The sequence below is a fragment of the Limnohabitans sp. TEGF003 genome, assembly GCF_055395455.1.
In genome coordinates, this window is sequence record NZ_AP029225.1 from 258,548 (window position 1) to 271,354 (window position 12,807).

At 50.8% G+C, this 12,807-nt stretch carries 11 protein-coding genes and 1 other annotated feature; of the genes, 6 read left to right on the plus strand and 5 right to left on the minus strand.

The window, feature by feature from the left end; all coding sequences use genetic code 11:
- Window positions 1-125: 125 nt before the first annotated feature.
- Entirely contained in the window at window positions 126-1,175 is a 1,050-nt protein-coding gene (locus tag ACZ5RT_RS01315) for a hypothetical protein (protein ID WP_464453272.1), read from the minus strand.
- 102 nt (window positions 1,176-1,277) lie between these two features.
- On the opposite strand from ACZ5RT_RS01315, the gene ACZ5RT_RS01320 reads away from it, so the two are divergent.
- The 5 genes from ACZ5RT_RS01320 to ACZ5RT_RS01340 all read left to right on the plus strand — a co-directional run bounded on the left by ACZ5RT_RS01320 (window position 1,278) and on the right by ACZ5RT_RS01340 (window position 7,914).
- Window positions 1,278-2,063, plus strand: coding sequence for a tetratricopeptide repeat protein (locus tag ACZ5RT_RS01320; RefSeq protein ID WP_464453273.1), 786 nt, complete (start codon window positions 1,278-1,280; stop codon window positions 2,061-2,063).
- A 136-nt stretch (window positions 2,064-2,199) separates the two neighbouring features.
- Complete coding sequence (locus ACZ5RT_RS01325) at window positions 2,200-4,473, plus strand: AAA family ATPase (RefSeq protein ID WP_464453274.1); 2,274 nt, start codon at window positions 2,200-2,202, stop codon at window positions 4,471-4,473.
- A gap of 40 nt (window positions 4,474-4,513) precedes the next feature.
- Window positions 4,514-6,652 (plus strand): DUF2779 domain-containing protein, encoded by a 2,139-nt coding sequence (locus ACZ5RT_RS01330; RefSeq protein ID WP_464453275.1) that lies wholly within the window; start codon window positions 4,514-4,516, stop codon window positions 6,650-6,652.
- A gap of 18 nt (window positions 6,653-6,670) precedes the next feature.
- Window positions 6,671-7,072, plus strand: coding sequence for a hypothetical protein (locus tag ACZ5RT_RS01335; RefSeq protein ID WP_464453276.1), 402 nt, complete (start codon window positions 6,671-6,673; stop codon window positions 7,070-7,072).
- A complete protein-coding gene (locus tag ACZ5RT_RS01340) occupies window positions 7,069-7,914 on the plus strand; it encodes a hypothetical protein (protein ID WP_464453277.1) in 846 nt (281 codons plus the stop codon). The genes ACZ5RT_RS01335 and ACZ5RT_RS01340 overlap by 4 nt, the downstream gene beginning before the upstream one ends.
- Here ACZ5RT_RS01340 and ACZ5RT_RS01345 read toward each other — a convergent pair.
- From ACZ5RT_RS01345 to ACZ5RT_RS01360, 4 genes are all read right to left on the minus strand, one after another.
- Window positions 7,893-9,305 carry a DUF2130 domain-containing protein gene (locus tag ACZ5RT_RS01345; RefSeq protein WP_464453278.1) on the minus strand — a complete coding sequence of 471 codons (1,413 nt, stop codon included), beginning with the start codon at window positions 9,303-9,305 and terminating at the stop codon, window positions 7,893-7,895. The genes ACZ5RT_RS01340 and ACZ5RT_RS01345 overlap by 22 nt on opposite strands.
- 38 nt (window positions 9,306-9,343) lie before the next feature.
- Window positions 9,344-10,117, minus strand: a complete 774-nt coding sequence (locus ACZ5RT_RS01350) for a hypothetical protein (RefSeq protein WP_464453279.1) — start codon at window positions 10,115-10,117, stop codon at window positions 9,344-9,346.
- A gap of 64 nt (window positions 10,118-10,181) precedes the next feature.
- Window positions 10,182-11,419 (minus strand): IS3 family transposase gene (locus tag ACZ5RT_RS01355; protein WP_464453268.1). Its coding sequence is split into 2 segments (ribosomal slippage): window positions 10,182-11,128 and window positions 11,128-11,419, totalling 1,239 coding nucleotides; the frame shifts between segments, so codons are not numbered across the junction.
- Window positions 11,022-11,138, minus strand: a sequence feature (AL1L pseudoknot). (Overlaps the previous gene by 117 nt.)
- Before the next feature lie 147 nt (window positions 11,420-11,566).
- Window positions 11,567-12,085, minus strand: coding sequence for a transposase (locus ACZ5RT_RS01360; RefSeq protein WP_464453280.1), 519 nt, complete (start codon window positions 12,083-12,085; stop codon window positions 11,567-11,569).
- A 253-nt stretch (window positions 12,086-12,338) separates the two neighbouring features.
- On the opposite strand from ACZ5RT_RS01360, the gene ACZ5RT_RS01365 reads away from it, so the two are divergent.
- Entirely contained in the window at window positions 12,339-12,794 is a 456-nt protein-coding gene (locus tag ACZ5RT_RS01365) for an SET domain-containing protein (protein WP_422172389.1), read from the plus strand.
- Window positions 12,795-12,807: the final 13 nt, after the last annotated feature.

Genomic DNA, 12,807 nt, shown 5'->3' on the forward strand with positions numbered 1-12,807 from the left:
TCCATTGGATATCTATTTGAGAGTTCTGACCATCCGGATTCACCCCAGATCACAAGCATTCATGCGGGTTGCAGGGGTTTTGCAGGGACGACTCATTAGGTAGTCGGGGTGATGTTCAGCATGGGTCATTCAAAGAGTTCCTTCAATGCCTGAAAGCTGATGAACTCAAAATCCAGAATGCCTGCTTCATTTTTCCCGATGACGTAAGCATTGCTGGGAGCGTCAAAAGCCTGCTCGATCCTGTCTGCTGATTTGAGACGTTTGAGAGGAAGTTGTTTGAACTCACCAAGTTCGACTTGTTCCCTATGAATGGCTTGTTCGTCCGGAACTTGACCGATATGCAGACCTTTGCTTCCGCATGCCAACAACAAGAAGCTCCCACAGTACTTCATGCTGCTAATGGTGTTAAAAAATGGTTCCCTTGAAGTTTCGGAGGCATCCAAATCGTCATCAAAGAGCAATGAGTCTCCTGTGATGGACAAATCGCCATTGATCTTGCTCCATGACCAGTTGGCAATTTCCATGAGTGTTTTTTTACTTAACAAGCTTACGCAATAGTGACCATTGCCGTGGTTAATGCCTGTTGAATACAAAGCGTAAGTGTGATCACCCCCGGCGCAGACATGGACCTTTTCATAGGTCGTGTGCGATTTGAGAGGTATGACAATTGGCCGAGCCGTATTAAAGGGCTGAGTCAGGTCATAAACAAGAATCCATTTGGGAATTCTCATGTTGTCAACCGCGACAAGCTTGCTGCCGTTAACAAACAGCGCATCGACTGATTTCCCCCTTGCACGCACTTCCTGCGGAAGTTGGATGGCAATCCAACTCCTATCATCTCGAGGACTTCGAATCCACAGTGCTTCACCATCCTGGGAATGTCCTCCTACTACCAATTCACCTTGCTGGATCAAGATGTCATTGGCAAGAGCCCTTTTAGGCAAAGTCAAAGGTGGTTTGAGTGTTTGTATCCAAGGCGCTTGGTCAAGTATCTTGTAGTGGCCAATCCTTTTCTGGCCTTGGTCTATGTTGCCAAATTCAGTTCCGTCCTCTGATAACCGCCAGATTGCATCGGCAGTGCCTGGTGCAATCGCCAATGGTGTCACCACTTCCCCATTGGCAGTGCATAACCACATCCCTCCGGCATACGGTAAAAAAACATAATGGTTCGTCATGTCATCTCCTCGGTAGAACGGTAATTTTTCACATCTTCGCGACATTTTTCGTCGTGATCCTGTGCGACATTTAAAACTCCGATCAACACTGAAAGGATTGATATGCCTGCACAGCAAAGCGCATTGACTTTCACACAAGAGCTGTTGGCGCTCCTAGAGTGGAACTCATTTGAAATTGAAGTCAGTCTTCTCGATGACGATTTGCCGCAACCAAATCGGATTCTTTCGAAGGATGCGCGTCATGCGCTGCAAGTTGAGATGGGCAAGGTCAAAGAGTGTTGCGAGCAAAAACAATATCCTTGGGCAGTAGAAGCACAAACGAACGCTCTCAAAATTCTTGAAGAGCATCTTGGCGTGCTGAACATTCAAACTCTGGAATGCTTGCGAGACATCGGTAATCTGTATTTTTTGGACCGAAAATTTGAAGAGGCCCAGAGCTTCTTTAGGAGAGCATGGCGTATCGCCGCCAGTGTGTTGCCCCGTAAGCATGAATTTTTGCTGTCAGTGGAGAAGATGCACGGAAATTGCGTGACTGAAATTGAAAAATCTCAGCACGTGGTCAACCTCAGCCAGTGCATGGCAAAAATCATATCGACCTCCCATGAGCCAGAAAAAGGCTTGCGGGCAATCCCCAGTGTCCAAAAGCAATCGGATCTGCAGGTAGCGCTTAAGAAGGCACAAAAACATCTAGATTTGGCGCAATATGGCAAAGCAGAGTGTCTTCTGCGTATGAGTGCCCGATACTTGGCAGGAGCGAAGAAGTCATCGGATCTCACTCAGCTCAAGTTTGTTTATGAGCTATGGGCCAGCGCACTCGCAGGTCTCGGTCTATCGGACTCAGCTCACAAAACGCGGTCTCTCGCACAAGCAATCGAAGCCCGAAGTTAACAGTGTTTCATACGTCAGCTTCCGATTCGAAGGCATGGGGTTGACACAGCCCATCCGCGTCTGACCATAAAAGCTGAAGCGACAAATTTTTTCGCGATACACACGTAAAGTTGTATCCCACAACGAAGGAGTGTCTATGAGTTTGGATGATGTAAACGACGCTGTCAGCACCAAGGAGCCTATGTCAGATTTGGACCACTTGATTGACGAAGCATTCATGGATTCACCCAAACCACGACGTGCACGCAAAAGTAAATCAGGCGGGGTCAAGATCGATCTAGCCCTCAGCGAAGAGCTTAAAAGCGAAGTCATGGCTGAACTGGCCGAATCGAGTACGGAATACGCCATGTGGTTGCGTGTATTGATGCTGCGGGTGCTCATCCGGACACCAGCCTTGGGACGATTGAAGGGGCGTGTGAGCTACAACTTGACCCGAACCTGTGAATTCCTCGGTTTTAAAAACTTTGAAAAATTTACGGAAGACCGCAGTTTGGCCGAAATTCGCGACGAATTGGCGCTGGTATTGAACCGCTGGGAAAAGCAAGTTGGCACAGCATGTCGTTTTCCTTCGCTACTTCAGGAAAACCTCACGGCCCTGGCCGCCATCATCGACCTCAATGACTTGGAAAAAGACATTTTGGGCTTGGCTGTGCTCGTCCATGCCGAAAGCACATTCGAGGGCTGCTGTGAAATTCTCGGTTCAGAGCTTGCGGGGTTCAGTATCGAGCGAATTCTGGCTCCGATGCTGGCACAAAAGCCAGAAGCTGTGGCCCGATGCCTTCAGCGTTCAGAAAAGCTGGCAAGCTCGGGCTTGCTCACAATTGACCTTGGTGGGCGCTATCAACTGCGTCAGTTGATGGACCTGATGACGGTCACCTTTGCAGCCCGCATGCTGGTGCCACAGACCGACATCCGCAAAATCGTGGAGGGATTCGTTCGCCCGATGTCGCCATCTGACTTGTCGGTGCAGGACTATGGCCATGTTCAAACCAACCTCGACATTTGTAAGACGCTTCTGCAAAAGGCCGCCGAACAGCGCATGGTTGGTGTCAACATCCTGATTTACGGCAAGCCTGGCTCCGGCAAAACGGAGTTGTCGCGCCTGATTGCCAGCGAATTGAAGTTGCAATTGATGGAAATCAGCCCAAGCAACTTGGCGGGTGCTCCCGTGGTGCCTATCCGTCGTGTGCGTAACTACCGCATCGCTCAAGCTTTCTTCAAGAATAACCCTGCCATCGTGCTTTTTGACGAGTGCGAGGAGGTTCTCAATCACGTTCAGAGTGTCGATCGTGGAGATGATGAGGCTACTGTGCCGCGCAAATCGTTCATCAACAAGATTTTGGAGACCAATGAGGTTCCGACCATCTGGATCGCCAATTCGATTCAGCGTTTCGATGAGGCTTATCTGCGACGCTTTAGCGTGTGCTTTGAAATGCCCATTCCCACGCAATCGCAGCGGGAAAAAATGCTGGCCAAAGCAGTCGCAGGGGTAGTGAGTGCAAAGGCACAAGTCGCCATTGCGCGCCACAAAGATGCCACGCCAGCCATGTTGATGCAGACAGCCAAGGTGATCCAGGCCATCGCTTCTGACCGCACGGCAGGTGAACGTGATGAATTGGCGATCCATTTGATGAACAACACGTTAAAAGCTCAGAGTAAATCGCAAATTACAACTCGCAGTGACCTGGGTCTTGCTGGCGATGGCTTTGAGCCTGGATGGGTCAATAGCGAAGTCGATCTTCTGGCATTGCGTGAATCGCTTGTCGACTCACGTACTGGCCGCATTTGCCTGTACGGCCCTCCTGGAACAGGAAAAACCGCATTTGGAAAATGGTTGGCGCAAGAAATGGACGTACCCCATCTGGTTTTGAAGGCGTCTGAAATTCTGAGCGCCTATTTGGGTGAGACAGAACAAAACATGGCCCGAGCGTTTGACATGGCGACCCAACAAAAAGCGGTGCTTCAGTTCGACGAGGTGGACTCCTTCTTGCAAGATCGCCAAAAAGCGTCCAAGCAATGGGAAGTCACTCAGGTCAATGAAATGCTCACGCAGATGGAGAACTTTCAAGGGGTGTTCATTGCATCGACTAATTTGTTTCAGAACCTCGATGAGGCGAGCCTGCGTCGATTCGACATGGCCATCAAGTTCGATTTCATGAAAACCGAGGCTGCATGGCATATGTTTATAAAAACTTGCAGTATTCTAGGGATTGACGGTGTTGAGCCTCAACTAAAAATCCGTCTGGCGCGTCTTGCCCAGTTGACACCCGGTGATTTTGAGCAAGTGGTCCGCCGAGCTCGATTGTTGCGGCCTCAATGCGCCAGTGAGGTATTGCGGCACCTGGAAAGTGTATTGGCACTTAAAAAGAACAGCGTAACTCGCGCCATGGGATTTCTCGCTGCAGCCTGAACAGCATCAATATTGAACGAATGAGTGAAGAAAGGTTTCCATGAATACGACAGCCAAAAAACGCTACCTGACGAAATCCCGCTTCAAGATGGCGCTCGAGTGCCCCACCAAGCTGTACTACTCCGTAGAGTCGAACGGCTATTTTGACAAAAACAAGGACAACGATTTCCTGCAAGCCTTGGCCGATGGTGGCAATCAGGTGGGGGAATTAGCCAAGTTCAAGTACCACCCCAACCCAGTGGGGGATGCCATCACGGTGGAAACTCTTGAGTACGAAGCAGCAGTGACGCAAACGAATGCCAAGTTGAGTCTGCCTGGGCGTGTGGTTATCGCTGAGGCAGCGCTGCTTCATGCTCCGTATTTCGTGCGCGTGGACATCTTGATTCGCGACCAAGAAGCAAAAACCATCGACATCATCGAGGTCAAGTCCAAAAGTGTTTCGGACAATCTTGTGGCTGCACGATTCAAGAACAGCACGAACGAGTACGCATCCAGCTGGTTGCCTTACCTGTACGACGTGACCTTTCAAGCTGAAGTGGCGCGCTTGTGTTTCCCGGACTACCAAATCCGGTCGAAACTTTTGCTGCTCGATGCTGCAAAGCCTTGCGACAAGGACGGGTTGCACCAGCTTTTCCAGATTGTTCAAGAGCGAGATCTACAAACTGGCCGCTCGCGTGTTCAGATCAGAACACCGCCGCACCTGACAGAAAAGGACATTGGCAGCCTTGATTTTTTACGTGAGGTGAATGTCACTGACATCGTGGCGGACTTGCGCCGTTCGCCCATCAACAATGCGGCTCATGTGCCCGAGGTACATCGACAAAATCTGAGCACTTTCATGAAATGGGCTGGTGATCTTCAAATGCAGGGGATACGAGCCTTTCATGGCATTTCCAAGACCTGCCGGAGTTGCCAATTTCGTGCACCTGCCGGCGATGCTTTGCGCAGCGGAGTGCATGAATGCTGGAAATCCGCATTGGGCCAAGGTTTGGTTCAAGGCGGACGCGATCTCACGGATCGCACCATACCGTTGTCTATGGATCTATGGGGTGGTGCGTCGGGTTCCAAAAGCTTTGCGGATGAGGTTCTCAAAAAAGGTAGGGCATTCTTGGCTGATATTCAAGAAGATGACATTCGCCCCAATAAGGCATATGAAGGTCGTGGGATGTCTCCACTTGAACGTCGCATGGCACAAATAAGAGCAGCAGGCGGGCAAGGACCAAATTACTTGATTGATGAAGACAGATTGAGTGAGATGGACCGTTGGGAGTGGCCTTTGCACATGATTGACTTCGAGACTTCTGCGCCCGCATTGCCATTTTTCAAGGGCATGCGTCCGTACCAAACTTTGGCATTTCAATTCAGTCACCACATCATGGAGAAGATGGAGGACGGAAAAATCCGAATCCGCCATGCCAACCAGTGGATTTCGACGCAGGCTGAATACTTCCCAAGCATCGAGTTTGTCCGTCAACTGCGCAAGGCTTTGATGCCCTCGGGCCAACTGCAAGGCACTGTTTTTAGGTATCACAACCATGAAAATACTGTGCTGCGTAGTCTGATCAAAACGATCAAGGAGGCGAATGAAGATATGGCCCCCGATGCGGAAGACTTAGTCGCATTCATAAACCTCATCACCAAATCAACGCGTGAGGAAACGAAAATTTACGGCTCTTTTGAAGGTGAAAAGGCGATGGTCGATTTGCACCGTCTGATTCAAGAAGGCTACTATTCAGCAAAAGCTGGAGGCAGCATATCGCTCAAGTTTATGTTGCCAGCCATCTTGCATGATGCCCCAGGTATTGCGGACCTCTACCGTAAACCTGGTGTCTATGGAGTGGGCTTACCTATACAAAGTTTGAATTTTCAGGGTGCTCAAGGGCATGTTTGGCTTCAAGCAGAAAAGAGTAACGATCCTTATAAGACGCTTCCAGGCATTTTTGGTCCAGAACACAACGACTTGAATGAGATGCTGTTGCGCTTGGCTGGAGATGATGAAGATGAAGGTTCAATCAATCAAGGTGGTTTGGCGATGACCGCCTACAACTACACCCAATTCAACTGCTTGAGTGCGGCAGAGCGTCTAAGTATTGAACAGGCGCTGTTGCGTTACTGCGAACTCGACACACTGGCGATGGTGATGCTGGTTCAAGGATTGATGTATCTGCGTGCCGACTAATTGACAAAGGAGATGACTGTGACACATGAAGAATTTGTTGCCCTTTTGCCCGACAACCAAAGGCAGTTCTCATCAGAACTGATTCACGAGTTGTCCAAAATCCCGGAAATTTCGGTCTATCACACGGATACCAATGCAGGTGATTTGCGCGTGAGAGTTGGCAATGATGGACGTGTTCTTTTCACCATGTACTGGCAGTCTCGTAACGAGGCTTACTTTTGCCGCTGTTTTGTCGAAACGCAGTACCTTGCAGCTCAAGATGGCCTTTTTGACATCAGTCTTGAGCCTGAATACCAACAACAAATTTCATCCTTCAAATTTAAACCCAACTATGTCAACACCATTTCGGTCTTGACAGGCCTGATACAGGAAACAGTCAAGAGATACCATTTTCTGAACCAACACAAAGCAACTCAATGACTTCCAAAGTTTTGGTGCGAAATGTAGCCAAGGCGTTTGTCCTCACTTGTTACTTACACGATCTGCGCAAAGCGATTGGCGAGCAAGCCTACATGACAAGTTTTGTCAGAAGTGAGCATGGACCGGGAACGGGGTTCTTTGGCGTTGGCAACACCGGTAGCAACGATTGCCTGAAAGAGACGCTTCGCGGCATCACCGATGGGCTGGATCTCCGATTCAACACTTTCAAACGGATCCCTTACGTCAGTGCCAGTTGTCTGAACCTCGCAGTTCGCAGCAAAGAAGTTCACCGCATAGAACACACTCTTGAAATTAGCGCGCAATATCATGATCTCGAGCGTCGGTTTATTCTTGAAGGGCAGGCATTCACGCCCAATTCGCTTGGACGTTGGTTCATTGAAAATCAGATTGTTTGTCTTATTGAAAAAGCTGAGCAGACAGGTAAATATTCGCCAGAGATGCCATTCGCCAAATACTCATCAGCCATTTTTTATCGTGGAAAGGACGTCAGTTCCCTGTCCCATAGTGCAATCCGGGAGATCAATCTAGAGGAATTTTCCGAAGAACTTGCGCTGGTTGAAAAATATGATTTCGATCAGGCTGTATCTGAAACCAAAGCCAAATTGATTCAACCCAGAGTAAAACACCGGCTACCACCGCTTGAACTTGCAATAGCGCTAGCAAATGATGAAATGAACTTGTTGCAGCAGCATTACGTTGCAAAAATTTCCTACGTAACTAACCCAGGCAATAGGTACTACAACAAAGACCACGCCGATCGTTGGATTGCGTGGTCAACTTCACGTGCAAGTCAATCGATTCAGGAATCGCCAGAATTCTGATCTGGCTTATCTAGGTTTGCGAATTTCGCTGCCATCGTGGGATTGCCCCTGGTCAGCTTCTTGATCGTCAGATCCTCTGCTTTATCGTTGGCCAAGCGAAGATTGTTGGCTGACTTGTAGAGGGCATCTTTGGTTTTTTCGAGATCCTTGATTGCATCGTCGATGCGCTTAATGGCTTCTTCAAAACCTTCTGATGCCAATCGCCAGTTGCGTCCAAACGCAGTTTTGAATTCATCGAGTTGCGATTCAAAGCGGGTGATGTCAACGTTTTGTGCCTTGACCAAAGCCAACTCGGATTTGTAGGCTAGAGACTTCATTGAGGCATTTCGCAGCAGGGTGATGATGGGGATGAAAAACTGAGGTCGAACCACGTACATCTTGGGGTAGCGATGGAACACATCCACGATGCCCGCGTTGTACAGATCGTTTTCTGGCTCCAACAATGAGACCAGGACAGCGTATTCACAATTTTTCTCGGTGCGGTCCTTGTCCAGTTCCTTCAGAAAGTCCTCGTTTTTCTTCTTGCTGCTTGTCTCGTCACTTTCGTTTTTCATCTCGAACATGATGGAGACAATTTCTAAGCCCGATGGATCAAAGTCGCGAAAGATGAAATCGCCCTTGCTGCCGTTGCGGGCATCGTTGTCTTTCTCGAAGTAAGCGTTCGGAAACCCTGTTGCTCGAATGCGATTGAACTCAATCTCGCAGTGCTGCTCAAGTGATTCCCCGACCATCTTGGTCGATAGTCGGGCTTTCATGTCTCGCAACCGTTCTATAGTTTCTTCCCGGTCCTTGATCTGGGTTTCGTATTTTTCTGTCAGCGATTTTTCGACCAAATGCTTTTCAAGCTCGATTCGCTGCAACCCGCTTCGGAGTTCATCGCGCTCTTTTTCAACAAGCCCGACTGCTTCTGAGATGGCCAAGCGCTGCTCAATGCCTATGGTGGACAGTTGAGCTTTGAGTGCCTGGATTTCCGCCTCTTTGTTCGCTGATACCTTTTGCAACTCGGTAGCCATCTTGGCCTCAGCCAGGCTGATCGCGGCCTGTTGATCGTGCTTGATTTGCTGGATTTCATTGGCCAAGGCGTCACGCTCGCGTTCCAACGTGCTCAGGGCTTGTGTCACGGCCAATTGTCGTTCAAGCCCCATGGCTTCAAGTTTTGACTGCAATTCATGGATTTGATTGTCTTTGGCAGTGGCTGCTTTTTGGAGATCGGCGGCCGCCTTGGCTTCGGCAAGCGCCAAAGCTGATCGTTTTTCTTTCTCGGCCAATTCCAATCGCTCATGCAATTGCTTTTCAAAATCACCGTCTCTGACTTGCTTGAGGATGTCTGCATACCCCGCTTCGTCAATTTTGAAAGCTTTATTGCAGTGCGGGCAGATGATTTCATGCATGCATATTTCCTTGTAAATTAACTATGCTGATTTGGGAGTCACGCAGACCTATGTGCTTTTGCATCATTTCCAATCCCAAACAAGGTCACTGCGAATCTCTTTTCTTCGTCGCGTTTCAAGGGACCTTGGATCTTGAGGCTGTAATGACGTGACCACGGCTCATGAAGGGATGGTTCTTGATCGGCAGCATGCTCCCACAGCAATTGCTGAGGTAAGCCTCTCGGTGATCGCTCCATGACCTCCATGAGTGCCAGTTCAAATGCGCTATAGTTTCCGCCAAAGGCGAGCCCAGGGCGAACAAAAGCCAAGATTTGGGGAAGGCAGGCGTTTGATAGGTACAGCGCTGCATAGCTAGCAACGCCTTCGGCTCGCACATGCAGCAAGCTGAACCGCTCGGGGCCGAATGAATCAGTTCGATCCGAATCACGCTCAAAGACAGACCAAATCGCAAAAGCGTTTTCAGGACCCGCTTTGTTGATTTTCATGGCCATTGCGTATTCTTGTTGAGACAAGCTCTTGGGCAGTTCAATGTTGTACCCGTTGGGCGTTAACTCTTGCTGTTTCACGTGTCTTTGAGCGACGATATGGTATCCATACACCGGTTGCTCAGACAAAGCCCTCAGGTAGCTCTCTTGTGTCCATGACAAGTCAACATAGACAAATGAGTTGACGCCGAGTGACCAGTTGCGAATGGGTGTGCCATCGATGCCTGAACCTGGATAATAAAGTGAGCCTTCGAGAATTTCGCTAAGCGGAAAAGGTTGTTGCTCGATATTGCTTGCGTTGATTTCGCTCAGTAATTGAACTTGCATACGTGCTTCCAATCGTTGTTTTGATTTGAATGAATCGCCCCGGGTTTCGTGGAGGCCAGTTGGTTTAAGTCGAGACCTCTGTCTCGTTCTTGCCGGCTAGCTGCCGGTAGTAGTTCTCCTCAGCTTCAGCCGGTGGAATATATCCAATCGAGCTGAGCAGTCGGTGGTGGTTGAACCAAGCCACCCATTCCAGGGTCGCCAGCTCCAGTGCCTCCTTGGTTTTCCAAGGCGCACAGCGGTGGATCAATTCGGCCTTGTACAGCCCATTGATCGTCTCGGCCAAGGCGTTGTCGTAGCTGTCGCCACGGCTGCCCACCGAGGGCTCTATCCCAGCTTGGGCCAGGCGTTCGGTGTAGAGAATGGAAACGTATTGAGACCCTCTGTCCGAGTGATGTATCAATGCACCTGAGCGCTCAGGCTGCCTGTCGAACAAGGCTTGCTCCAGCGCATCCAAAACAAAGTCAGTGCGCATGGAGCTGCTGACTCGCCAGCCCACGATGCGCCGGGCAAACACGTCAATCACAAAGGCCACGTATTGCCAGCCCTGCCAGGTGCTGACGTAGGTGAAGTCCGACACCCACAGCTGGTTGGGCCGATCGGCCTTGAATTGACGGTTGACCCGGTCCAACGGGCAGGGAGCTGCTTTGTCCGGGACCGTCGTGCGGATGACCTTGCCCCTGCGCACACCCTGCAACCCCATGCGTTTCATGAGCCGCTCGACCGTGCAGAGGGCCACTTCTGTGCCTTCTCTGTTCATTTGATGCCAGACCTTGTCTGCGCCGTAGACCTGCATATTGGCCTGCCACACTGCTTGTATCTGGGGCATCAGCGTTTCATCACGTTTGGCCCGGGCACAGCGCAGTTCGGGCTTGCGTTTAAGGGCGGCATGGCACCTGTAGCCAGACGGGGCAATTTGCAGCACTTTGCAAATCGGCTCGACCCCGTAGGTGGCACGATGTTTATCTACAAAGGCTCTCAGGACTTGAGTCGGCGGTCGAGCTCCGCCTGGGCAAAAAAAGCGCTCGCCAGCTTGAGGATCTCGTTGGCTTTGCGCAGCTCTTTGACTTCACGCTCAAGGTCTTTGATGCGGGCTCGCTCGTCAGAGCTGAGGCCATCGCGCATGCCTGCATCAACTTCGTGCTGGCGAACCCAGTCGTTGAGGGTTTGCGGCACACACCCGATCTTGGGGGCAATTGATTCAATGGTGGCCCAAAGAGATGGGTACTCGCCGCGGTGTTCGAGCACCATGCGGACAGCGCGTTCGCGCATTTCGGGTGAAAAACGGTTTGATTTCTTGCTCATGGCTCCATCTTCTCAAAGTGTGGAGCCTCCTCAAAATCCGGGGCGATTCAAGCTTGGCAGCGTGGCACTGGTAATAGAACGTACTACGTGCCAAGCCTGCTATCCGCAGTAGGTCCGCCAATTTATATTGTTGCCTCAATCCGGCAATCAGACGCGCTTTGTCGGCGCAGCTGATCTCTTGGACCGGATCAAGGCTTGCAATTTTTTTAAGTACGCCACCTCCGCGCGTAGTCGTTCGTTCTCTTCGCGCAAGACCTGCGCCGAATCGGTGATGACCGTGCTTGGCGGCACTAGGCTGCGTCGCTCATTCTTCATACTGGAGTGCTCTTGCTCCCAGATCCCGAAGGCCTGCACGCCGCCTTCATCAAGTTTGCGTCGCCAGGTCACGACTTGGTTGGGATTACGGATGTCATAGATCGCCGCGACCTGCCGGCTCGAAAGCTGCTCACGGTCCTGATGGGACAGCACTTGCAGCTTGAACTGCGCACTGTACTTGCTGCGCTTGGGTCGTAGCCCGTCAATGCCGTGCAGGCGGAAGTGGCTCACCCAGGTGCGGATCTTCTCCTCAGGCACCGACCACTGCCGCGCCAGCAGCTTCGCTCCGCCGTCCCCGTTCAAAAAGCTCTTGACCACCTTGAGCTTGAACTCGGTTTGGTACTTCCTCATGAAACCCCTTTAAGTTTGTCCAACTTCTGGGGGTCAGTTCAAATCCGGGGCGATTCACCTTGAGTCCACATACATGTGTTTGTGTCAATAAAACGTTGTTCTTTTGTGTTGCCTGCTAAACAACTCGTTCGGTTCAGACGCCTTTACGAAAAGTTTCACCATAGTGTTGTTAGTTGGTTCAAACTTTTTATAACTGATGTAATTCACGCCCGTCGATAAAATTTACTCCTATATCTATGGCCAATTTTTACCCATGACCTCCAGCCTCGACAGCCCGATTTGGGTGCATTCTTCTGCCGTACACGGCCAAGGCGTGTTCGCCACGCGCCATATCGCTGCAGGCGAGACGGTCATCGAGTACGTGGGCGAGGTCATCACCATGGCCGAGGCGATCGCTCGCCACCCGCACGACGTGGCCAACCCCGACCACACGTTTTATTTCCATCTGGACGATGGCAGGGTGATCGATGCACTCGCGCACGGCAACGCGTCCAAGTGGATCAACCATTCGTGCCGACCCAACTGTGTGCCCGATGAGGTACAGGGGCGCATCTTCATCCAGACGCGCAGGCCCGTGTTCAAGGGGGAAGAGTTGACCTTTGACTATGGGCTGTTCAGCGACGAGCCCATGAGCGAAGCCCTGAAGGCCCGCTATGCCTGCCGCTGTGGGGCCAAGAAGTGCCGGGGCACGATGCTGGCCTCGCGCTGACAGACGCCGGGCG

What these genes read in the sequence shown, in the direction of transcription:
- ACZ5RT_RS01315 (WP_464453272.1), bottom strand. Translation starts at nt 1,175, where the DNA reads ATGACGAACCATTATGTTTTTTTACCGTATGCCGGAGGGATGTGGTTA.
- ACZ5RT_RS01320 (WP_464453273.1), top strand. Translation starts at nt 1,278, where the DNA reads ATGCCTGCACAGCAAAGCGCATTGACTTTCACACAAGAGCTGTTGGCG.
- ACZ5RT_RS01325 (WP_464453274.1), top strand. Translation starts at nt 2,200, where the DNA reads ATGAGTTTGGATGATGTAAACGACGCTGTCAGCACCAAGGAGCCTATG.
- ACZ5RT_RS01330 (WP_464453275.1), top strand. Translation starts at nt 4,514, where the DNA reads ATGAATACGACAGCCAAAAAACGCTACCTGACGAAATCCCGCTTCAAG.
- ACZ5RT_RS01340 (WP_464453277.1), top strand. Translation starts at nt 7,069, where the DNA reads ATGACTTCCAAAGTTTTGGTGCGAAATGTAGCCAAGGCGTTTGTCCTC.
- ACZ5RT_RS01345 (WP_464453278.1), bottom strand. Translation starts at nt 9,305, where the DNA reads ATGCATGAAATCATCTGCCCGCACTGCAATAAAGCTTTCAAAATTGAC.
- ACZ5RT_RS01350 (WP_464453279.1), bottom strand. Translation starts at nt 10,117, where the DNA reads ATGCAAGTTCAATTACTGAGCGAAATCAACGCAAGCAATATCGAGCAA.
- ACZ5RT_RS01360 (WP_464453280.1), bottom strand. Translation starts at nt 12,085, where the DNA reads ATGAGGAAGTACCAAACCGAGTTCAAGCTCAAGGTGGTCAAGAGCTTT.
- ACZ5RT_RS01365 (WP_422172389.1), top strand. Translation starts at nt 12,339, where the DNA reads ATGACCTCCAGCCTCGACAGCCCGATTTGGGTGCATTCTTCTGCCGTA.